The 21555-nt window shown below is 46.3% G+C and carries 20 protein-coding genes; 12 read left to right on the forward strand and 8 right to left on the reverse strand.

Features of this window, described 5'->3' with window-relative positions; genetic code table 11:
- Nucleotides 1-50: 50 nt before the first annotated feature.
- On the reverse strand, nt 51-938 hold the full coding sequence (locus M1D72_RS06190) for an EamA family transporter (RefSeq protein WP_456294937.1): 888 nt from the start codon (nt 936-938) through the stop codon (nt 51-53).
- Between the two features lie 101 nt (nt 939-1039).
- Here M1D72_RS06190 and M1D72_RS06195 point away from each other — a divergent pair, with 101 nt between their 5' ends.
- Both M1D72_RS06195 and M1D72_RS06200 read left to right on the forward strand, forming a co-directional pair.
- Nucleotides 1040-2410, forward strand: a complete 1371-nt coding sequence (locus M1D72_RS06195) for an aminotransferase-like domain-containing protein (protein ID WP_456294938.1) — start codon at nt 1040-1042, stop codon at nt 2408-2410.
- Nucleotides 2411-2544: 134 nt separating this feature from the next.
- A complete protein-coding gene (locus M1D72_RS06200; RefSeq protein ID WP_456294939.1) occupies nt 2545-3594 on the forward strand; it encodes a lactonase family protein in 1050 nt (349 codons plus the stop codon).
- On the opposite strand, the gene M1D72_RS06205 is transcribed toward M1D72_RS06200, so the two are convergent.
- Nucleotides 3591-4874 (reverse strand): DUF1835 domain-containing protein, encoded by a 1284-nt coding sequence (locus M1D72_RS06205; RefSeq protein WP_456294940.1) that lies wholly within the window; start codon nt 4872-4874, stop codon nt 3591-3593. The two genes, M1D72_RS06200 and M1D72_RS06205, sit on opposite strands and share 4 nt — an antisense overlap.
- Nucleotides 4875-5220: 346 nt before the next feature.
- Between M1D72_RS06205 and M1D72_RS06210 the strand changes: the two genes are divergently transcribed.
- The 4 genes from M1D72_RS06210 (at nt 5221) to M1D72_RS06225 (ending at nt 9001) form a co-directional block, all read left to right on the forward strand.
- On the forward strand, nt 5221-6315 hold the full coding sequence (locus tag M1D72_RS06210; RefSeq protein ID WP_456294941.1) for a PfkB family carbohydrate kinase: 1095 nt from the start codon (nt 5221-5223) through the stop codon (nt 6313-6315).
- Complete coding sequence (locus tag M1D72_RS06215; RefSeq protein ID WP_456294942.1) at nt 6305-7219, forward strand: pseudouridine-5'-phosphate glycosidase; 915 nt, start codon at nt 6305-6307, stop codon at nt 7217-7219. The genes M1D72_RS06210 and M1D72_RS06215 overlap by 11 nt, the downstream gene beginning before the upstream one ends.
- Before the next feature lie 172 nt (nt 7220-7391).
- A complete protein-coding gene (locus tag M1D72_RS06220; protein WP_456294943.1) occupies nt 7392-7985 on the forward strand; it encodes a TetR/AcrR family transcriptional regulator in 594 nt (197 codons plus the stop codon).
- Between the two features lie 110 nt (nt 7986-8095).
- Nucleotides 8096-9001 (forward strand): alpha/beta fold hydrolase, encoded by a 906-nt coding sequence (locus tag M1D72_RS06225; protein WP_456294944.1) that lies wholly within the window; start codon nt 8096-8098, stop codon nt 8999-9001.
- 242 nt (nt 9002-9243) lie between these two features.
- On the opposite strand, the gene M1D72_RS06230 is transcribed toward M1D72_RS06225, so the two are convergent.
- Nucleotides 9244-10620 carry an HD-GYP domain-containing protein gene (locus tag M1D72_RS06230; protein ID WP_456295612.1) on the reverse strand — a complete coding sequence of 459 codons (1377 nt, stop codon included), beginning with the start codon at nt 10618-10620 and terminating at the stop codon, nt 9244-9246.
- 495 nt (nt 10621-11115) lie between these two features.
- On the opposite strand from M1D72_RS06230, the gene M1D72_RS06235 reads away from it, so the two are divergent.
- Complete coding sequence (locus M1D72_RS06235) at nt 11116-11820, forward strand: hypothetical protein (RefSeq protein ID WP_456294945.1); 705 nt, start codon at nt 11116-11118, stop codon at nt 11818-11820.
- A 570-nt stretch (nt 11821-12390) separates the two neighbouring features.
- On the opposite strand, the gene M1D72_RS06240 is transcribed toward M1D72_RS06235, so the two are convergent.
- The 3 genes from M1D72_RS06240 to M1D72_RS06250 form a co-directional block, all read right to left on the reverse strand.
- The gene (locus M1D72_RS06240; RefSeq protein ID WP_456294946.1) at nt 12391-13359 is read right to left on the reverse strand and encodes a PhzF family phenazine biosynthesis protein; all 969 of its coding nucleotides are present in this window, start codon (nt 13357-13359) and stop codon (nt 12391-12393) included.
- An 18-nt stretch (nt 13360-13377) separates the two neighbouring features.
- Nucleotides 13378-13860: a tetratricopeptide repeat protein gene (locus M1D72_RS06245; RefSeq protein ID WP_456294947.1), complete on the reverse strand. Its 483-nt coding sequence runs from the start codon at nt 13858-13860 to the stop codon at nt 13378-13380.
- A gap of 252 nt (nt 13861-14112) precedes the next feature.
- Nucleotides 14113-15006 (reverse strand): LysR family transcriptional regulator, encoded by an 894-nt coding sequence (locus M1D72_RS06250; protein WP_456294948.1) that lies wholly within the window; start codon nt 15004-15006, stop codon nt 14113-14115.
- A gap of 135 nt (nt 15007-15141) precedes the next feature.
- On the opposite strand from M1D72_RS06250, the gene M1D72_RS06255 reads away from it, so the two are divergent.
- Both M1D72_RS06255 and M1D72_RS06260 read left to right on the forward strand, forming a co-directional pair.
- Nucleotides 15142-16560: a coniferyl aldehyde dehydrogenase gene (locus M1D72_RS06255; protein ID WP_456294949.1), complete on the forward strand. Its 1419-nt coding sequence runs from the start codon at nt 15142-15144 to the stop codon at nt 16558-16560.
- 112 nt (nt 16561-16672) lie between these two features.
- Nucleotides 16673-17350 (forward strand): type 1 glutamine amidotransferase domain-containing protein, encoded by a 678-nt coding sequence (locus M1D72_RS06260; RefSeq protein ID WP_390192126.1) that lies wholly within the window; start codon nt 16673-16675, stop codon nt 17348-17350.
- Nucleotides 17351-17420: 70 nt separating this feature from the next.
- Here the strand turns inward: M1D72_RS06260 and M1D72_RS06265 are convergent, their stop codons facing one another.
- Nucleotides 17421-18278 (reverse strand): SDR family oxidoreductase, encoded by an 858-nt coding sequence (locus M1D72_RS06265; RefSeq protein ID WP_390192129.1) that lies wholly within the window; start codon nt 18276-18278, stop codon nt 17421-17423.
- A gap of 104 nt (nt 18279-18382) precedes the next feature.
- Between M1D72_RS06265 and M1D72_RS06270 the strand changes: the two genes are divergently transcribed.
- From M1D72_RS06270 to M1D72_RS06280, 3 genes are all read left to right on the forward strand, one after another.
- A complete protein-coding gene (locus tag M1D72_RS06270; protein ID WP_390192131.1) occupies nt 18383-18811 on the forward strand; it encodes a winged helix-turn-helix transcriptional regulator in 429 nt (142 codons plus the stop codon).
- A gap of 253 nt (nt 18812-19064) precedes the next feature.
- Nucleotides 19065-19262, forward strand: coding sequence for a CsbD family protein (locus M1D72_RS06275; protein WP_390192133.1), 198 nt, complete (start codon nt 19065-19067; stop codon nt 19260-19262).
- A 201-nt stretch (nt 19263-19463) separates the two neighbouring features.
- Complete coding sequence (locus M1D72_RS06280) at nt 19464-20771, forward strand: DUF2254 domain-containing protein (RefSeq protein WP_456294950.1); 1308 nt, start codon at nt 19464-19466, stop codon at nt 20769-20771.
- Nucleotides 20772-20804: 33 nt separating this feature from the next.
- Here the strand turns inward: M1D72_RS06280 and M1D72_RS06285 are convergent, their stop codons facing one another.
- Nucleotides 20805-21287: an N-acetyltransferase family protein gene (locus tag M1D72_RS06285; protein WP_456294951.1), complete on the reverse strand. Its 483-nt coding sequence runs from the start codon at nt 21285-21287 to the stop codon at nt 20805-20807.
- Between the last annotated feature and the right edge of the window lie 268 nt (nt 21288-21555).

The raw sequence follows: 21555 nt of genomic DNA on the forward strand, positions 1-21555 counted from the left end.
ATACGATATAAAGCCCGCACTCGCGGGCTTTTTTCTATTAAGCGTCTGAATCAATTCGCTGTTGCAACGTTAGCCACTGACTTCACCCGCCCTTTATACAACACTAAAATAATGCCCATCAAAAACGCACTGCACGATACCCATTGGGATGCCGATAACTGTTCACCGTACATCCAATAGCCGCTAAGCAAAGCAAAAACGGTCACCAGCAATGTCATTGGCGCCACTTGGCTCATCGGATACTTCACTAACATTTTATTCCATACCCAATAACCAAATAGCGTGGTTGGATAGGCTTGAAACAGCACCGAGAACCAGCTGTTCATGGTCCAGTTTTGATAAGTGGCTTGCAGCACGTCAACGCCAGACACCATCACACTTAATATGACAAGCGGTACAGGCGCAAACAGCATGCCCCAAATGTTAAATGCAAATGTGTTCGGGGCCTTTGATTGCTTCATGATAACGCCAGCCAGCGGCCAACAAATTGCCGAAATGAAGATGAGCACCACACCAGCAACGGTGACATTACCGTTGGTGTACACAATAGAGATGATCAAACCGATCAGCGCAATACCGATACCCACCTTTTGTTGGCGCGTTAGCCGCTCTTTGTAGAGCCACATCCCCACCAATACCGTGGTTAATACATCGGTTTGCAGCAGTACAGATGCCATTCCTGATGATAATCCGTAGGTGATCGCACACGACGCCATTCCCCAAATTCCGGTACCAAACACCAACCCGTAGGCCAGCAAATTACGCCATGGAACATCGGGTTTACGAATAAAGAAGATAATGGGGAAAGTGGCGCAGAAAAAGCGCATCGCGGCGACCAACAGTGGATCAGTCTCGGTCACCCCCAATTTGATCATCGAAAAGTTGACGCCCCAGATAGCCATCACCGACAGTGTAAGTAGTAAATCTCGTCCTGTCATCCTGTTCTCCTTGTGAGGTTTATTATGTCGCTAGTCTCGCTTGCAGCACACAAAGAGTACAGATACAATTTTTGTATATTTTACCAGTACAGTTTACCGTTATGAGCAAATACCGAACCCTTGCTGAACGCTTTATCGAGGATATTCACCAAGGCAAATTGCAAGCAGGTAGCAAAATGCCGTCACTGCGCAAATTGGCGCAGTTGCACCAGATTAGCATGACCACAGCGGTCAATTGTTATCAGGAAATGGAATCTCTCGGCTGGTTGGAATCACGCCCACAAGCAGGCTTTTTTATTACCTCGCACGCACCAATCAACGAGCCAGAATGGGCTGCTTTTACGAGCCAAAGTGCTCCGTCGATACAATTGCCTCCGCTTCAAGAACTCGATGGCCCATTTGGAATATCCCGGTTACGGCTTGATCCGTCAACGATCGAGCCTCTGCAAAAAAGCTTTCGTACTGGGCTTCGTATCTCTCAGCAGCGTTTAGGGTATTATCCGCATCCACAAGGGGAACCGCGACTACGGCACGCCCTCGCCAATCACTTTGCCCAATCTGGAATTTCGCTTGATGCCGAGCAACTGGTGATAACCCATGGCTGCTTAGACGCGGTAAAAAAAGCGCTGTTAGCCACAACCAATAAAGGAGATTGCGTTGCAATAAGTTCTCCTTGCTACAATGGCTTATTAAGCTTGCTGGCTCAATTAGAGCGTAATATCGTCGAAATTCCTTCACGCAGCGATGGCATTGACCTTGACCAACTTGAGGCGCAGTTAGACTCGGGGCAGATTCAAGCTGGGCTATTTTGCACCACTCATATGAATCCGCAAGGGATCACTATGTCGGTCAAACAAAAGCAGCGACTGGCTCGGTTAGCGGCAAAATACCAAACGCCCATAATCGAAGACGATGTTTACATTGAGCTTGCGCATTCAGACCTCACGCCACTTCCCGCCAGCGATTACGACACCAGTGGGTATATGATTTGGTGTGGTTCGGTATCGAAAACACTCTCCCCCAGTTATCGTCTAGGATGGTGTTACTCTCGACGTTATCGTGACCAGTTGATTGCCACCGATTTTGGGCTCTCAATCCCTTTGCAATATGCCATCGCAGACTTTATCGCCAGTGGCCACTATAGCAAACACCTTAAACGAGCTCGCACTCAGCTTAAGCTCGATAAGCAGAGCTACTTGCACCACTTAGCCTCAGCGCTACCTCAAGGTACACGAATTACCAATCCCGATGGTGGGCTCGTGCTGTGGTTGCAACTGCCCAACTTTGATTCCGTGAGCTTTCTTCATCTTGCAGAGCAAAAGAGAATCGCGATTCGACCCGGGCATTTCTTTACCGCGTCTGAGCGGTATCGAGACTGTTTACGACTGAATATCGGTTGGGGTTACGACCCCGAGCAATTGGCAACGCTCTGTAAATTGATTGCTCAACATTGCCAAGCCAACATAGATTAACGTCAGCCAAACGAATGAATAGAAAACAAAAAATCAAACTAAAACACACTGTTATCTTGAGATGGCCTGTTATACATTGGGACGTTCAATAAGGATGACTTCTCAAGGCGCAATTAACCGAGCAAGAGGCTGACATGAAACGCTTTATCTATCTCTCCAATGCAGAGTCCGGCACCATCTCCCGCTATCAGCAACAAGACGAGCAGTTGATTCATTTAGGAAACACCGACGTTGGAAACTTGGTCATGCCAATGGTCGTCAGTCGAGATAATCGCTTCTTGTACGCGGCGCTGCGCGAGGCTCCCTATTGCATCGTGCGCTTGGCAATAGACCCGTTCACTGGCGAGCTAACAGAACAAGATCGAACTCAGCAGCCCGCGAGCATGGTCAACTTAGATATTGACCATAGCAATCAATGGTTATTGAGTGCGTCTTTCAACCACAACGTGGCAACGCTTAATCGTCTTGAAGAAGATGGCTGCCTTAGTCAGCATGCACTGGAAATTCAACTCGATGGACACTGCCACGCGTTTAATGTCAGCCCCGATAATCAGTGGCTAGTCGCCACAGAATTTGGCCAAGATCGCGTCAATGTTTATCGTCATTTAAGTGCCAATAACCATGAAGCAGCATTAGTGCATCAGTATTTTTTTGTGCGAGAATCTGGCCCTCGCCACTTAGTCTTCTCCAAATGCGGCCAATTTGTTTATGTGCTTTGTGAAATGAGTGCCTCGGTGAATGTGTTCGCATTTGATAACGAGACAGGCTCTATGGCGCTGATCGATGAAGTTGAAGCTGCGCCACTTGAGGCTCTAGGGCTCGAGAAAGGATTACCACCCGCTAAACGTGTCACACCTGATGTTCCGCGTGCTTGGGCAGCAGATATTCACTTATCAAAGGATGGGCGGTTTTTATACGTGTCGGAGCGTACCACCAGCATCATTAGCCGCTTAGAGATCATGCCGGGCGATCCAGTTCCACACTATGCCGGGTATGACCATGTGGTTACCCAGCCACGCAGTTTCGCACTGACACCGGATGGCCAGTACTTATTGGCGAGCGGTGAACTGGCTGATCATATCGCGCTGTATCACATTGATGCGCAAACGGGTCAATTAAGCCAACAAGACCGTGCTCCTTGCCAAGCGATGCCCGCCTGGGTATCGGTCGTCGATGTCGCTTAATTGCGAAAATCAAACGGTGTGAGCGTTTCAAGATCATGGTGATCCCATTGCCAACCTGAGATTGGAGATACGCGAACGCCGCCCACACACTCTTTACCCAAATACCGTTGATGCCCGGCTATGCACTGCTCACCATGCGGTGTCACTTTGAGCAGCGTTTTGGAAAAGCTGTCGTTGTCTTTCATTCGCTCGATAAGTGGGTATTGTCCCATGGTGAGTGGCTTGATATGTGCCCAAAACATCAAATCACCAAGAAAAGGTAAAGGTTCACGCTCTTGATAACGCGCAAACAGCGCTTCAACAGACATTGGCTTCGAGTGCGCCAGTAAGAGCTTCACGGCGAATTGCTGGGTCATCGATAATCCGGTGTCGCAGTGAGGAAGTTGCTGAAGGTGACGACGCAATACATGAGGCAAATGAGCAAACTGCTCGTCAAGTGGCGTACTGAGCAATAAGGCAACCTCTCGTGGTGACTCACAACACAGAGCACGCCACACCCGCTGAGCCGTGATGATCATCTCTGGTGTGACAGCCTTTCGCTTTTGCCAACAGCTGCGTAACGCTTGGGGTGGCAGTTGCCCGAGACCAATATAACGCGCATGGCCAGGAAAACGATCTATTTCAATGACTTGCGTGCTTTCAATTAACGCTGACGGTAAATGTACCAGCAAGTAAATCAACATCAGTTGATCGTAATTATCATGCTCCACCCAAATAACTCGGCGCTGATATTGGGCATCATTCAAGCACGCTCGATTGCGCGCATCATCGGCAATGATCCTCTGCACTAACTCGCTTGGCGGCGTTTGAGTGTCGACTTCAGCGAGATAATGCTCAGCGATAAATTGCGCACGCTCTTGAAGCTGCATTGAGGCATCTTGCGCCAAAGGGCCGACACAATAAGGGTCAATCCAAGGCAGAAAATCCCCTCGAAAACCCGCTTGTGGCAACACGGATTGTAAATCATGTCCGCAGCGAATATGCAGGGTACGATAGTCATTATCGAGAGGGACACTTCCCTGCTCGATGTGCTGCAAGTGCACTTGTTGTTCTTCAATGTGCGCTTTTAATTTCGCCCAACTGCTCACACCTAATTCGCGAGCAATCAACCACTGGACATCAGCAAGTTTTATGGTTTCCGGTGTTTTTTTCTCGTCAGACAACATGTGCCGATAGCGCTGCCATTCACTGTCATCGTTGGCTTTAAGCTGTTTTAGACGTCGCTTAGCGGCCGTTTTGAGAGGTTCGATACGAAGCTCAAAAGGATTCGATACACGCATTGATTCACCATTCTTTCATCACTCTGTGCCCGCCTCCAGAAAAGAAGGTAAATAACATTGTAGGTCAACCATTGACGAACAAAACTCTCCCGGTCAAAACCTTTCCGCGGACTGGCAGCTCGGAGCAAGCCTAATTGAGAATAGCAAGCAATCAAGCGCTTGATAACCCCTGCCGGCATCATCGTCAAATAACCCGACACACTCCTGTATAAAAATCACTCAGCTCACATATTTTCGAGCAATAAATGAGCAATGAGATTAATTATAAGACAGTCAACTAACGAACAAATAATGCACATATTTTGATGGCAATATAAACAAACGTTTGGAATATGGACATTTGTTTGTGACACCAAGAGAACAGGAAATTCTCGCTGTGCTTCGTCAAAATCCGATGATTCAGCAGCAAGAGCTCGCCGACCTACTGGCAATTAGTCGCAGTGCGGTGGCTGGGCATATTATGAATTTAACCAATAAAGGATTAATAAAAGGCAAAGGGTATATTTTAACGTCGCAGCGCTCGGCCGTGGTTATTGGTGGTGCGAATATGGACTTATGCGGCAAAGCCTCCGTACCGCTACTCAATGGCGATTCAAATCCAGGCACTGTCAATCATAGCCCTGGCGGCGTGGCGCGGAATATTGCCGATAATCTGGCGCGTCTTGGTAGTAAAGTCGAGCTCATCAGCAGTATTGGCTGTGACCAATGGGGCGACCAGTTAATCTCAGCGTGTCAAGAAGCAGGCGTTGGCGTCGCACACTTGTTACGTAGTCAACATGGCCGCACCGCGACCTATCTATCCATTCATGATAGCAACGGCGAAATGCAGATGGCACTCAATGACATGCGTGTGCTCGAAGAGCTTAACGCCGAGCAACTGGCCAAACACAAATCATTGATCGATCACAGTGATTTGGTCGTCATTGACGCCAATCTGAGTGAGGATGCGCTTGGTTACGTATTTAACTGCCTCACCCAAGCTCGTATTTATGTGGACCCAGTTTCCGCCAATAAGGCACGTAAACTCAAACCGTATTTATCACAAATTGAATTGCTCAAACCAAATTTAATGGAGGCGGAGCTACTCAGTGGTATTCGTTATAAAACCGATGCCGATCTTCCTCGTATTGGTGATGCCTTACATGCCTTAGGGGTTAAAAACCTCGTTCTTAGTCTCGGCGCCTCGGGAATCTACGCCAGTAATCAGCAAGACACACTGCGTTTTATGCCCAATACCGAAAACGTCAATAACGTAACCGGGGCCGGTGACGCGTTGATGGCTGGGCTAGCTCACGCCGATTTACACACTTGGTCTTGGCCACAAAGCATTGAATTTGCTTTTGCCTGCGCCGCCATGGCCACTCAATCCTCTAACACTATCAATCCGCGCATCTCGGAACGCGCGGTTCAGCGCTTTATGGAGACAACCCATGTTAAATGATTACCTAGATATCCACCCTGAAGTTCAAGCAGCGCTTGATAACAATCAGCCTGTCGTTGCCCTTGAATCGACCATTATTTCTCATGGAATGCCCTATCCACAAAATGTTGAGACGGCACTGATGGTCTCTAACACCGTGCGTGAAGCCGGCGCCACACCAGCGACCATCGCCATCATCAATGGGCGACTCAAAGTCGGGTTGTCTGCCGAGGAGATTGAACTGCTGGGCAAAGCCGGGCAAAGCGTCACGAAAGTCAGCCGTCGGGATATTCCATTTGTGGTTGCTAGCGCAGAGCACGGAGCGACCACGGTAGCGGCGACAATGATTCTTGCCGATATGGCTGGAGTACGCGTGTTTGCCACCGGAGGGATTGGCGGTGTTCATCGCGGCGCACAAACCAGTTTTGATGTCTCTGCCGATCTCCAAGAACTCGCACAAACGTCTGTTGCGGTCGTATGCGCAGGAGCAAAGTCCATTTTGGATTTAGGATTGACGCTTGAGTATTTAGAAACCCATGGCGTACCCGTTATCGGTTATCAAACTCAAAGTTTGCCAGCGTTTTATACTCGCACCAGCGATTTCGAGGTCGATTATTGCCTTGATTCACCCAAGCAAATTGCACAAGTACTCAAAGCCAAGCAAGCACTCAATTTACAAGGTGGCGCGGTGATCGCGAACCCGATTCCTGAGCAACATGCGATGCCAAAGCAAGTTATCGACAGTGCGATTGAACAAGCACTCAACGAGGCCGATCAACAAGGCATTCATGGTAAAGCCTCAACCCCGTTTCTTCTTGCTCGAGTATGTGAGTTAACAGGAGGAGACAGTCTCGATAGCAACATTCAGTTAGTGCTCAATAACGCCAAACTTGCTTCAGCCATTGCCATTGAGTATTGCGCATAGCCCCATCAACAAAATCCGACATTTTTACTAATTCTTTCAGCGTCTAAGACTGAACCATTACTGCCGCAGCGCAACAATGCGCTGCGAAGTTTTACGAACAAGTGTTCGTATTTACTTGAATAGGAAATGATCATTTCCTATTATGTGTGAAATTTTATTTGGAATTGGTTTCATGTCTGCATCACCAGGAAGACCAAGAATGTTTGATACCGAGATTGCATTGGCAAATGCGATCGACGTTTTTAGTGCCAAGGGTTACAACGGTACCTCGATTAAAGATTTGTCTGATGCACTCAACCTTACCGCTGGAAGTATATATAAAGCGTTTAAAGATAAACGAACGTTGTTCATGCAAACGTTAGATTACTATAAAGATCAGCGATATAAGTTAATTCAGGCTCGCATCGCTCACGTCGAATCAGGCAAGGATAAAATACGTCAACTACTTGAAGGATACGCACAAGATAGTTTAGGAGAGAGTGGCCGAGTCGGTTGTATGGTGGTTGCTACCGCGGTAGAGCTCTCTAGTGAAGACCATGAAATACAGCATAAAATTCATGCCTTATTTGATTCCGGAATCAAAACGATTCGTGAATTAATCGTTCTTGGCCAACAAGATGGCTCAATTTCGACGAATATTGACCCAAATAAAATGGCTCAGACAATACATAGCCTCACTCAAGGCATGCGGGTGATTGGCAAAGTCAATGTAGACAAAAGTCACTTAGAAAACATCGTTTCGACATCCATGAGTTTGCTTAATTAAGTCACGAAGTACTCGAAATTATTTTTCACGTTCAATTGGCTAACTAATTTATGGTTTAGCCAAAATTTTTATTCAATTAGGAAACAATCATTTCCATAATAAGGTGTGGTATGCAAACGATTCATTTTGACGAGCAACAGTTTTGGCAGCAATTTTCTCACGGCATCGTAAGAACTGACATGGGTAGGCTGCACTATGTATCCGGTGGACACGGCCCGACGGTATTACTGTTACCTGGATGGCCTCAAAGTTGGTATGCATGGCGTTATATGATGCCCGCACTCGCGAATTCAGGTAAACGCGTGATCGCCCTCGATCTTCCCGGAATGGGAGACTCCGACCATCCAACTAAAGGGTACGATTCAACCACAATTGCGCTGACATTACGTTGGGTCATTCAAAGCCTCGCCCCAGAAGAAAAAGAAGGGATTGAAATTATCGCGCATGATGTGGGAGCTTGGATGGGTTATGCACTCGCCGCAGATCACCCTGACTGTGTCAAAAAGCTGGTATTGATCGATGCCGCCATTCCTGGGCTAAGCGCACTACCCAGTGATGAACTCACTGATGAACAAGTGACGCGGACTTGGCATTTTGCCTTTAACAGGCTGACTGATCTTCCTGAAATTTTGCTCAAAGACCGTGAAGAACCTTTCTTACGATGGCTGTTTTCAAGCAAAGCTGAAATGGGGTGGATGATTGATGAAAAAGCGTTAGCGGAGTATGTGCGTGTTAACCGTCTTCCCGGCGCGCTGCGCAGTGCATTAAGTTATTATAAAAATGCCTTCTCCAAGCAAGATATCGCCATAAACAAACTGCGAGCAGAACAAACATTGCCAATGCCAGTATGCGCGATTGGTGCGCAATACGGTGTCTCTGACCTACTTTATAATACGTTATCGCCACTGTGCGCGGATCTTCGGGGAGACGTGATTCAAGGTGCTGGACATTATCTGCCAGAGGAAAGCCCTCAGCAACTCGCAGCAGTGTTAACAGATTTCCTTTCATCAAGGTAATCACTACACACAGATTGTTTTCACTGGTGTCTATTCAGTACCACTATTGATGAATGCCCAGTTAGTGACTGGGCTTACACCAATGTTGTCACTGATGTGCTCTTTGTTTCTTTAGCAGAGGTTATGTGGGTGGATGGTGGAAAACATGACAACAGAAATACCTAAAAAAGTAGCCGTAAATAGATGAGTCATTGACCTTGTGAAAAGATAAACTTCGCCCATCATTACTTTTGTAAATTTATCTAGATCATCGGTGAAGGGGGCACCTCACTCATACCAATATCTTTCATATACTTTTCAGGTAGTTTGCTTAGCGCCATTTTTAGGGCATCAAAACACAACGGGTCGATGGCAGTACCAACATTTTCTGCCATGATTTCTAACGTTTTTGGAATAGGAATCGCCTCTCGATAAGGGCGCTCAGCCGTAATCGCATCAAAAATATCTGCGGTGGTGATAATCCGTGTCATCATAGAAATTTCATTGGCAGCCAGTTTATCGGGATAGCCTGTTCCATCTAACTTTTCATGATGAGCAGCAGCCATTTTGGCAAAGTGTTTGAGTGGCGATATCTTTTCGATAATCTCTCTCGTAAACATCGCGTGATTTTGTATTTGTTTCCACTCATCCTCATCTAATTTTCCCGGTTTATCCAAGATAGTGTTACTTACCCCTAGTTTACCGATATCATGCAACAGTGCTGCTCTTTTCAGCCATAGTTGATCTTCTCGGTCGATTTCGAGCTCTTCAGCAATGAGCATACTAAAAACAGCTACTCTGGAACTGTGTCCGGCGGTAAAAGGACTTTTGGCATCGACGATTTTTCCAAAGGCCGTGACGATTCGGTCGAAATAATCGTCATCTAACGGCATCATCGCTTGTGCGGGTGACATAGAAAGCACAAAAGGGGCTATGGATGGCGCGTTGAGCGCCTTGATGAAGTCAGGTGAGCCCAGTAACGGCTTAGATATGGCCACTAAGTGTGGGTCCAACCAATTACCAGAGCGGCTTGCTAGTTCAGAAAATGCACTCGACAAATTATGTTCATATTGAAAAACATCCATCACTTGAGCAAGAAGGGCGATTCTTGAAAATAATGGGATTTGGTCATGCTTCAACCCATCAGGACGTCCTGACCCATCCCAGTGCTCATCCAAATGTTGTATTCCTAGCGCCACATTTTCACTGAATAAGAGTTCACGAGCCACTTCTGAACCTTGCGTACAACGCGTTTGGATCAGTTCTTGTGCGTAATCTGTGCCATTTTTCAAAATATCAATGGTGGTCGCGATCCGCTTTCGCCAATGCTCTCCCGCTCCTGCGTTTCGTAACACAAAATTAATCGCGCTCGTCAGGCTGGTGCCGACCGTCTTATAACGTTGTTTAAAAGTGAGATCATCGGTAGCGTAAAGCTCACAAATACGAGCCGCATTGCTGCTGCAGCCAGCATCTTTGAGAAGTAGCGTAAAATACAGGTCATGAAGATCTGATGATGAGAGGTTCATTCGCTCACCAATATGCATACCAATCCAGCAGCAACGCATACTGTGTTCTTGAGGCTGTCCCTCAGTCATGTCTAATGCGACTGTCAGTGAAGAAACCAGTTCTGCCAGAGGCATATTGCGGTTCGAACCTTCTAAAAACACAGTAACTTTCCTCATCAACACTTAGACAAAAAGTATAGTTAATTTTTGGTCTAAAGTAGCAGATAAGTGAACGCAGTCACTAAGTTAGAGGATTTGTGGTTCGCTCGCTCATCAATGCACTTACCAGAGGTTATATGAACGGATTATCGCTAGCACGTTTATGCCCCAAAACTTCTTAGGTTGACAGCACGAAATATCTAGCGAGTATTGTAATAGACCAAATTAATCTAATCCGTATTTTGGGTTTATTAGATGGAGTTTTCAGTAGTTCAGCACCGAAACTCTCTAATTGTTCACATTACAGATTGATATGGATATAGTTGTATAATAAATAGAATCAACATAAACTGTGTATCAGCACGGAAAATTCAGTTTAATAAGCGTTAAGCCCTGTATGTAGGCGAGTTGAAGATATATCTCGAAGATACTATTGTTATTAAGTCCATGACTACAAAAGGAAATGTTGCTATGGAAACTTTTAGGTTACTTACGGTGCTAGCTCTCGTGATAAATCTTGCTGGTTGCCCTATCGAAGGAGATACTGGCGGTACTGGCATTAATTGCTGGGATTTGAATCAAAATCGATTAAATGACCCTGATGAAGACATTAATAATGATGGCGTATGGGATGTAAATGACTGTCGAGGAGCTAGCATCGCCGCTCAGAATGCCGAGGTGGCTTTTAATCATCAACATTTATGTGAAGCTTTTGCCAATTTAGGGGAGTACCCATCAGGGTGTCCATCAAATACGCATACCCCTCCTACGGGTACATTAACAGAACTCACTTCAACATCTTGGTTCGATGATGGCATGGGCACTGATTATAGTTGCAATCAACCACCTTCAAGCAATGGGCCAGTTAGTATAAAAGAGATAAATAATCATTACTATTGGGTTGTTGAAGGTGGTTTTATTGCTAGCAATAAAATTATAGATGGGCTAGACGAACTTCAGAATTCAAGGTGTTACAACAATTGTTTGGCAGACAGCGATTGCATCGCATCCTGGGCAAACTCTTATACTGTCGGAAATAGAGTCGTGTACCAGTGCTATATTTTCCATCACTCGGATACTATATCTCCATGGGAAGAACTTTGTGGGGTAAATCGAAATGACTGCTTTATTACTCAAACAACTCAAGTGCAACGCTGGAGCGCTTTATGCCCTTAGGTGTGCTGACCTCACGTAAGGTTGACTACTGGACGTAGGTTCCTTGTGATGGAAGGCTCGTAAATACGTTAACACTTTCGTCATTAACTGTAGTGTACAGAGCAGATCGTAACTCCGAAGCAGCTACGCAGCCAAATCCAGTCCCTTTCAAACTACTGAAAGTCGCTGCAAGTTAAGGACTGATTACCGATGTGTTTGAAGGATACAAAATGGCGTCAGCGCCGACACTTCCTTGACATAAGACGATAGCCAAGCAAAAGCGCCCAACGGATTGCGACAACTAGGCAAAGTATACCCTCTCGCGCCCGCAGAACAGTTTTCACTTAATAGGATCGTCAGTGCTTGGTACGATAATCTGCGTGTCTTCCTCCAAAACAAAATAATGGCCATTAGATCAAAGAGGATCTCCAAATAGCTCAATATACCATGGGTGACTGAGCATATTCATATCACTAGGTATAATCTTAAAACTGACTGCTGTTCTAGTCGAGGATAGCCGAATGCAGTAGTTAACTCTGTTTTACTGCCATTCCAGCACAGCCTAGTGTTAGGAGGAATCAGACTGAAGTACTACGCCTTTGATGGCATAGGGCGCACCGAAAAATAACGACGCCAAGCTTCACATAGTCGTAGGTCTTCAATGTGAGATAAACTTATCGGCACCTCCTTCATTCCTTCCAACGAGGCCTGACCTCCGACTCTAACCCGACGAATGATATCTTGTTTAGAATCAATGGTAACTTGAATCAAAGATAAGGCTCCCATTGCGCGTCCTTGCTCTAAGGAGAATGTTAAGCTATCAGTGATACCATGCTTAACAAGATAACAACCTAAAGCCCCACTCGCACTGCCTGTAGCAGACTCCTCAATTATGCCATACAGCGGTGCAAAATTTCGGCATTGAGCAACGGTTGACTTCTCATTACAGAGTTCAAATACGTGGAAGCCGATCGTATTGAACTCTTGGCTTAGCTTAGATATCGCAGCAAAATTAGGTTTTAGACTATCTAAATGCCCATCTACTAAAGGAACGAAGACATCTGGTAGACCTGTCGAGATGATTTCAATGGGCAATCCCGTATTCGTTATAGCCTCGCTTTGAATACCAAGAGCATCCGCGATTTTCTCAACGCTAGGAGCGCGACGAAACTGAGGTTTGGTTTGATCCATTATGATAAAACCATCATCGACGGCTACATGGAGAATACCTGCTTTTGTTTGTTGTGTGTAACAACCTTGCTCAATGAACCCCTGCGAAGCCAAGACAAAAAATGCTGCCAAAGTGGCATGACCACAAAAGTCCACTTCTCCTTCAGCAGTAAAAAATTCCACTTTGAAATCAGTTTCATTATTGGCGTATACAAAGGCCGTTTCGGAAAAACCAACTCGTTGTGCGATATATGTTTTTTGTTCTGCACTGAGGGAGGGAGGGCCTAAAATAACGCCAGCAGGATTCCCTCCAGAGTCATCTTTGGTAAACGAGTTAACCAGGTAGACGTTAATAACATGATCAACTGCATGTGTCGTATCAATGCTCACAGCTTTATTTCCTTAAAATTACCAAGTTCGATCTAAGTCTTGCGCGTAAAGCTTGATAGCTCGTTTGTACGTTAAAATTTCCTCTGAGCTTGTTGTATCAACTAGAAGGGTTAACAACAGCTCAACCGATTTTTTATGCTGTCCAAGGTTATACAAACACATTGCATAAAATGGCATCACCTCCTTTGCATTGGGGAAAAGAACACGAGTTTCTTCAAACAAAGCGGCGGCTTCATGATAATTACCAAGACTTCTGTACGTACTAGCCAGTCCAAACAGAGCCTCAAAATGGTCTTGCTCATCGAGGTCACCAGCTAGTGCGGCGTTATAATGCTGAACAGCTTCTGACTCAAGCCCTTGATTATCATAAGACCATGCGATGTGAAGGTGCGCTTGAGGTGCGATGTCTTCGCTGCTAAGAAGGCGTGTCAATAAGTTTCGGCTTCCCTCAAAATCACCGTTATTCCTTAACTCGATAGCCCGTTTAATATGCTCATTCATAGATTTCTCGTTTCCTTCCAGTCACTAAGTGGCCGCTTTTTACTATGTTTCAAAGTTTGAAGCTTGTAAAATAGCATATAAGATGAGTTGAGCATCGACGGTGTCAAATCTGGTGAATCATCACAAATTCATCATAGTAGAAGACATAAGGGTCAGGTTTTGCCTTTTGAACGAGGTGTTTTGCCATAGGTTAGCTAATCCGTTTTTTACTAATTTAGTCAAATCTATAACACGAAATTGTCCAAACACACGTTAAGTTGCTTTCTGCGACAAGCTCCAGAGTAGCGTTTGTCTTGCATGAGCGATTCTCGGGCTTCTTAAAGAACTCGGAGACCAGGCCATGTAATAGTTCAGTATCGTGTCACCTATCGGAGCGGGAACATGGCACAACTCCCCACTCTCAATTTGCGCTTGGCACAAATAGTGTGGCATGACTGTCCAGCCAAAACCTTGCACCAATAATCCACGCAGTGCGCGTAAATCCTGAGCGACTAACGCCGGTTGCCTTTGTTCTGGCGTGAGCTTGTTACGCCTTAACCAGCCATCGATTACCGATAACGCTAAATCATAGGTCAGCATCGGCTGCTTCATCAGCGCCGCTAAATGATTAGGGCTGTCACTGATTTGCTTCATGATACGCGGCGATGTCACTGCACAAACAGGCTCAGACATGACGAGCTCACTTTTTAGGGATGGATCGGTGATTGGATGCCCTGTAAAACCTAAGTCACAGTGGCCTTCCACCAGCATGTTGTGCACCAGTTCCCCATCGCCTGAATGAAGCCGTACTCGAATGCCCGCATCAAGTAATGGAAGCAGACGCGGCGCCAGCACCTCAGACATAAAATCGCTGTGAGCGATGATCTGCAATGTTCCTTCAACATCATGAGAACGTGCTTTGGCTTGTGATAACGCCAGTTCAACGGCATCCAGCTTATCGCCAATATCCGCGGCAAGTTCTTCTGCGGCAAGCGTCGGCGCAACCCCTTGAGCTTCGCGAGTGAACAGCGGCCGCCCAATCGCCACCTCCAATCCGGCAACATGTTGCGAGACCGCTGGCTGAGTTAAATTGAGCACCCTCGCCGCCGAGCTAATCGAACGCTGGCGATAAACTTCCACAAATGTTCTTAATCGAATCAGAGACATAACAATCCATAAAATTATTTATACCCTTAGTAAAATAACCTTGTTGGCGCGATTAATCCATTCTCTTTACTATCAACTCATACAATAAAACGCATGCAATTGCGTTCTTCTGGCTCACCAATGAGGAGATGCACCATGACAACCACTCAGTCTTTCAATGATTTAAATTCTATTCTCCAAAGAATGAAAAAGGCTCATCTCGATACTGGGCCTGCGAGTGCAGAGCTTCGTCAAGATCGCCTGCAACGTGCAATTGATTTGATCACCGATAACCAAAAAGCGTTAACTCAAGCCATGAGTGATGACTTTGGTCACCGCGCTGAATATCAGTCGCTCGTGGCCGATGTTGTCACCACTGTAAACGGCTTAATGCACGCAAAAAGTAACGTCAAACAGTGGATGCAACCGCAACCTGTGTTTGGCCTTGAAGGCGATCGCAGTGCACATATTCAGCAACAGCCTCTTGGCGTGGTGGGTGTCATTAGCCCGTGGAACTTTCCTATCAATTTAGCGTTTGGCCCCCTTGCTGGTGTGTTTGCCGCAGGCAACAGCGCCATGCTCAAGCCATCTGAATTAACGCCTCGTACCTCAGAGCTTCTCGCTGAGTTAGTGGCACGCTATTTTGACCCTATGGAGCTTGCCGTTGTGCTCGGTGATGCTGACGTTGGCCAAGCCTTCAGCCAATTGCCTTTTGATCACTTGGTCTTTACCGGAAGTACCGCCGTCGGTAAGCATGTGATGCGCGCCGCAGCCGAAAACTTAGTCCCCGTGACATTGGAACTCGGTGGTAAATCGCCAGTTCTGGTTGCGCCAGATGCGGATATCACCCATGCCGTGCAACGGACAATGACCGTCAAAACGTTTAACGTTGGGCAAATCTGCTTGTCACCCGATTACGTGTTGGTCCACAAGGATCACCTTGAGCAATGGGCTTCCGCTTCGAAGCAATTTGTTGCACAAAGCTTTGCGACCATTGCAGATAACCCAGATTACACCTCGATTATCAATCAGCGCCATTTTGAGCGCCTAACCGGCTTATTGGACGATGCGAAACAAAAAGGCGCGACCATCATTAGCCTTGCACCTCAAAATGAACCGAGTATCGACCAAGCGACACGTACGATTGCACCGCATTTGATCCTCAATGTGAATGACGATATGGCGATCATGCAGGAAGAGATTTTTGGTCCGCTGCTGCCTGTTAAGACCTACGAGCAAGAGCAACAAGCCATTGATTATATTAACCAACATCCAAGACCACTCGCAGCGTATTACTTTAGTGACGATGAGCAGCGTCAGGAATACTTTGCTCAGCATACCACCTCGGGGGCGCTGATCATTAATGACATTATGACCCATGCTTCCATCGATGCCTTGCCATTCGGCGGTGTCGGCCCATCGGGCATGGGGGCCTACCACGGTATTCACGGCTTTAACAACTTCACTCACGCGAAAGCCGTGGTGGTTCATGAGCAAAGCGACGATGCCAGCGAGCGATTACGTGCGCCTTATCAAGACAAAGCGGATGCGCTCAAGCAAGCGTTCGGTCAATAAATACGTTGCTGCGGTTTAAAAGCCGCAGCGACATCCCAACAACTAGAATGTGGAGCAAAACCACATCTAACAATAATGAAAAACATCAATTCACGCTTCAAGAGGAACAGATATGAATATTCTAATGGTATTAACATCGCATGATGAACTGGGCAGTACCGGCGAGAAAACAGGCTTCTGGCTTGAGGAATTTGCCGCCCCTTACTACACCTTCCTCGATGCAGGCGCAACGATCACTCTTGCGTCACCAGAAGGCGGTCAACCCCCGCTGGATCCGAAAAGTGCGCTGGCCGATTTTCAAACCGAGCTAACCGAGCGCTTTAATCAAGATCCAAGCGCACAAAATGCCCTAGCGAATACCGTCAAGCTTGAAACCGTCAGTGCGGATGATTTCGATGCGGTATTTTACCCAGGTGGTCACGGCCCATTGTGGGATCTCACCAATTCACAAACCTCTATTGCGCTGATTGAACGCTTTGAACGCAGCGGTAAACCGATTAGCTTTGTTTGCCATGCGCCTGCCGTTCTACGTCATGTAAAAGCTGAAAATGGCGAGCTTCTGATTAAGGGGCGTAAAGTGACCGGATTTACGAATGGTGAAGAAGCTGGTGTTGAACTGACCGACGTTGTGCCATTTTTAATTGAAGATGAATTTAAATCAATTGGCGCGGATTACCACAAAGGGGAAGATTGGGGTGAGTTTGTTATCGAGGATGGCAAACTGATTACAGGTCAAAACCCTGCGAGCTCGGAAGCGGTGGCCAAAGCGCTTCTCGCTCAGCTTAGCTAAATGAATTGATGCCATCATGCGCATAAAAAAGGCCACTTAAAGTGGCCTTTTCATTGTTTATAGAACCATCTTAACGCGCAGCTAATGCGTGTTTTAAGGTGGTTTCAATGGTTTCAGTTGGACGACCAATCAATTTAGATAGAGTTTGAGAGTCATCAAACAGGCCACCTTTTGCAGCGCCCGTTTCCGAGTTGGCAAGTGTTTCTGCCAGCGGCGCAGGCAGGCCAACTTGTTTTAAAATATTCGCGTACTCATCTTCGCTGACATTGTTGTAAACCACGGTTTGTCCACTAAGTGCAGACAGATAATCGGCGAATTCACCGAGCGTAAAGGCTTCATCACCGGCTAACTCGTACACTTTACCCACTTGGTCTGGCTGAGTCAGCACTTGCGCTGCCGCTTCAGCGTAATCAGCACGAGGAGCCGACGCAATTTTGCCTTCACCCGCACAACCAAACATCGCGCCATGTTCAAGCGATGCGCCAATGCCATTCACATAGTTTTCAGAATACCAACCATTGCGCAAAATCGCCGCTGGTACACCTGATTCAGCAATATACGCTTCGGTTTGTTTATGCTCTTGCGCCAACGCAAGCGGTGAGTTGGTCGCATCAAGAATACTGGTGTAAGCCAGCAGTTCTGCACCCACATTTTTGGCGGCATCCACCACGGCTTTGTGCTGAGCAAAACGTTGCCCAACTTCACTGGAAGAAATCAACAATACTTTGGTGGCGCCCTCAAAAGCGGTCACTAAAGATTCAGGTTGCGTGTAGTCAGCAAAACGAACATGCACGCCTTTATCTGCAAGATCTTGCGCTTTTTCGACATTCCGTACTGCTGCAACAATGTCCGAAGCAGCGACATATTTAAGCAAAGCATCAATCACTAAATGACCCAGTTGACCTGTTGCACCTGTTACGACAAGCATATTGTTCTCCTTAAATTGACGGTGAATTACGACGATCATTTGACCGGATGTGTGTATAATAGATCCCTAACAAACTAAAAGTAAGTACGCACTAAAAGGTAAGTATGAAAGAAGACCAATTTGCATCTCTTGCCGATGCTCAGTTTCAAAAAGGCGATGTGTTTTCAGATCGTTGCCCAAGCCGCGAAGTGCTTAACCATGTCACTAGCCGTTGGGGCGTATTGGTGCTCATGGCCCTGCTCAACGGCGAGAAACAACGCTTTAGTCAATTGCGTAAACGTATTTTGCGCATCAGTGAAAAGATGTTAGCCCAAACACTTCAATCTCTCGAGAAAGACGGGTTTGTTCTACGCACGGTGTACCCCGTTGTGCCGCCCCATGTTGAATATGAACTCACCTCAACGGGGTTTGAAGTAGCAAATAGAGTACAAGGCCTCGCCGTGTGGCTTGAAGATAACATTCATCAAATCATTGAACATCAACAAGATTACGAGCATAAACGCGCAGAAAAAAGTATGAATAGTGAGAAATAGGTCGATTCGGTTATCGGCTTTTATCCTCCAGTTGTGAGGCATCAAAAGCCGTTGGCCCTTTGCGCTCTGAATCTTCATAAAAAAATTACAGGCTTGGTTTTCTTATCAAGAATAAATTACATTCAGCGCGTATTGATACCGAACTCCAATAAAACTAATAAGCCTTTAATTTCAATAACTTAAATTTATAAACATAAGTGGCATACCCATTGCACCTGTTAAAGTGAGTATTTAATAGTGTAAGGAGAAAACCATGAACCGCGATCTTTTAGAAGGCAATTGGAAAGAGCTTAAAGGCAAGGTACAAACTAAATGGGGTGACCTTACCAATGACGATTTAGACAAAATTGAAGGTAGCCGTACTGAGTTGATTGGTAAACTTCAGCAAATCTACGGTAAGTCTCGCGAAGAAGCAGAGCGTGAAGTTGATGACTTTGAACAAGGTCGTTAATGTTATCTAAATTAAAAAAGCCGCCATTTGGCGGTTTTTTTATTTCGAGCTAGAGACGTCGAGAACCACCACCTGACCACTTTCCATTCGTATTTTAGCAATGGGTCACTGTTTCACCGACGATTTAGCGCCCACCATAGACTTATCGACCATAGTTAACTTGTGCATCGTTAAACTGCGGTCAACACGCAAGGTGATAAGATGATCAAACCTGTGGCGAGTTTCACTCAAGCTAAATGGCAAAGCATCAGAGCGAGCTATTGGTTCGTTCCTGTTTGTATGATGCTTATCGCGTTTTGCTTAGGCTACGCCTGCATTTATTACACGCCCGTTTTTATTTCTGAATCGTTATTTCGCGATTACCTTCCAACGGTACCTGCGGACACTGCCAGTGATTTAATTTCCGCTATCGCCACCTCGATCATCACCGCCACCAGTATTGCGTTTTCCATGACCTTAGTGGCGTTGACGATGGCCTCATCGCAATTTGGTCCGCGATTGCTGCAAACCTTTATGGATGACCGCGGCACTCAACTGGTTTTAGGGTTCTTTACCTCAACGTTTGTGTTCTGCCTCATTGCATTGCATCGTGTCAGCGTTAGCGATACAGATGCCATCACCTCATCCGCCCTTGCTGTATTGGTATTGGTCATCGGCATTTTTGATACACTGGTACTGATCTATTACATCCACCATATTGCCCGTTTTATTCAGGTTGATGAAATCATCAGCCGCTGTTATCACGAATGCATTCACAGCCTCTCCCATCTATTTACGTTGACCGATGAAAAGAAAAACCACCAATGTTTGAAGCCATCAGCGGTTGTGGATTCACCCGTCATCACTGAACTTTCGCTCACCGAGAGTGGTTATGTCCAGACCGTCGACTATCACCATTTGCTCGACCAAGATGGTATTCAGGGCATCGATATTTTGGTGAGAGCGGGCGACCATGTGGTACCGAACGAAACACTGCTGCGTATTCACTCAACAACCCAAATCGATGATGAAAGAAAACACTACTGTTTATCTTGCATTGTATTGGGCAAGAAAAGGACGTCACTTCAAGACCCTGAATTCTCCGTTTCCCAGCTTGTCGAAATCGCTCTACGTGCACTCTCTCCAGGGATTAACGACCCGATCACGGCGATGACTTGCGCAGATAGGCTAACGTCAGTGTGTATCTTGATGGCCGAACATCAGTTTCCATCTCAAGCGATGAGAAATACCAACACCAATATTTGGCTAAAAAGACGAACTTATACCTATGAGTCCGTACTCAACACCGCATTCGATCAACTAAGGCAAGCGGGAGAAAAGCATATTGATGTGATGATTCATCTTGTGCGCTGTTTAAACGTCATGAGAAAGCAACTGCCACAAGAGTACATTCAAGCCGTCGATACACAAATCTCTGCGGTCAACGATTTGGTGAGTGCGCACATTGGGTGTGATAAAGACCGAAACGACGTTACGGCAGTCGTCAACATCGGGAAGCAATTACACTAGCGCGCTTGCTAGGACGTTACAATCATGGTGTTGCTACACCAACCATTTATACATAATCAAGCAATCGACCAATCCGTGTTCAGGATGCTGATAACCGCGAGGAATGGTACCGATGGTGGTAAACCCCAATTTCTGCCACAACGCAACCGCAACCTGATTGGTTGAAACAACGGAGTTAAATTGCATTGCTTTAAACCCATGTTCAACCGCGTAGTGTTGGGAGTGCTGACATAAACGCCGAGCAACGCCCTGGCCGCGAGCAAAGTCACTCACCATATAGCCACAATTACACACATGGCTCCCCGGCCCCTGAGCGTTAGGTTTGATATAGTAAGAGCCGAGAATCTGACCATCTTGTTCTAACACAAACGTTGCAAACGGTAATTCACACCACACCTTATATGCCGCTTGGCGTGACATATTGGCATCGAACGCATAGGTGTGCTGCGCTCGGATGATGGCTTCAAATTGAGGCCAAAATTGCTCGAAATCCGTTTGGGTCATGGGTCGTATCACAGGGTTAACTCCTTATTTTAATGGCAATCCATCAGACATTTTGCCAAGTGATTGAGCATCATAAATCTGCCGCGCCGAAAATCAAACCGTAAACTGATTAACAAAACAATGAATTTCAACCACATAGCCTGCTATAGTTGAGCGGGTATAGTCGCCCTTTTATTCGTAGCATAACGGTTGATATTCGCCGTTGGCTGACGTAGTGTTTTGGTCGGCTGACGCACAAATGAGAACTCAGTTCGATGAGTCACACTACCGAAATCAGGCC

It is taken from the genome of Vibrio sp. AK197, assembly GCF_053903115.1.

Coding starts and splice junctions, on each gene's coding strand:
- M1D72_RS06190 (WP_456294937.1), bottom strand. CDS start 938: ATGACAGGACGAGATTTACTACTTACACTGTCGGTGATGGCTATCTGG.
- M1D72_RS06195 (WP_456294938.1), top strand. CDS start 1,040: ATGAGCAAATACCGAACCCTTGCTGAACGCTTTATCGAGGATATTCAC.
- M1D72_RS06200 (WP_456294939.1), top strand. CDS start 2,545: ATGAAACGCTTTATCTATCTCTCCAATGCAGAGTCCGGCACCATCTCC.
- M1D72_RS06205 (WP_456294940.1), bottom strand. CDS start 4,874: ATGCGTGTATCGAATCCTTTTGAGCTTCGTATCGAACCTCTCAAAACG.
- M1D72_RS06215 (WP_456294942.1), top strand. CDS start 6,305: ATGTTAAATGATTACCTAGATATCCACCCTGAAGTTCAAGCAGCGCTT.
- M1D72_RS06220 (WP_456294943.1), top strand. CDS start 7,392: ATGTCTGCATCACCAGGAAGACCAAGAATGTTTGATACCGAGATTGCA.
- M1D72_RS06225 (WP_456294944.1), top strand. CDS start 8,096: ATGCAAACGATTCATTTTGACGAGCAACAGTTTTGGCAGCAATTTTCT.
- M1D72_RS06230 (WP_456295612.1), bottom strand. CDS start 10,620: ATGCCTCTGGCAGAACTGGTTTCTTCACTGACAGTCGCATTAGACATG.
- M1D72_RS06235 (WP_456294945.1), top strand. CDS start 11,116: ATGGAAACTTTTAGGTTACTTACGGTGCTAGCTCTCGTGATAAATCTT.
- M1D72_RS06245 (WP_456294947.1), bottom strand. CDS start 13,860: ATGAATGAGCATATTAAACGGGCTATCGAGTTAAGGAATAACGGTGAT.
- M1D72_RS06250 (WP_456294948.1), bottom strand. CDS start 15,006: ATGTCTCTGATTCGATTAAGAACATTTGTGGAAGTTTATCGCCAGCGT.
- M1D72_RS06255 (WP_456294949.1), top strand. CDS start 15,142: ATGACAACCACTCAGTCTTTCAATGATTTAAATTCTATTCTCCAAAGA.
- M1D72_RS06260 (WP_390192126.1), top strand. CDS start 16,673: ATGAATATTCTAATGGTATTAACATCGCATGATGAACTGGGCAGTACC.
- M1D72_RS06265 (WP_390192129.1), bottom strand. CDS start 18,278: ATGCTTGTCGTAACAGGTGCAACAGGTCAACTGGGTCATTTAGTGATT.
- M1D72_RS06270 (WP_390192131.1), top strand. CDS start 18,383: ATGAAAGAAGACCAATTTGCATCTCTTGCCGATGCTCAGTTTCAAAAA.
- M1D72_RS06275 (WP_390192133.1), top strand. CDS start 19,065: ATGAACCGCGATCTTTTAGAAGGCAATTGGAAAGAGCTTAAAGGCAAG.
- M1D72_RS06280 (WP_456294950.1), top strand. CDS start 19,464: ATGATCAAACCTGTGGCGAGTTTCACTCAAGCTAAATGGCAAAGCATC.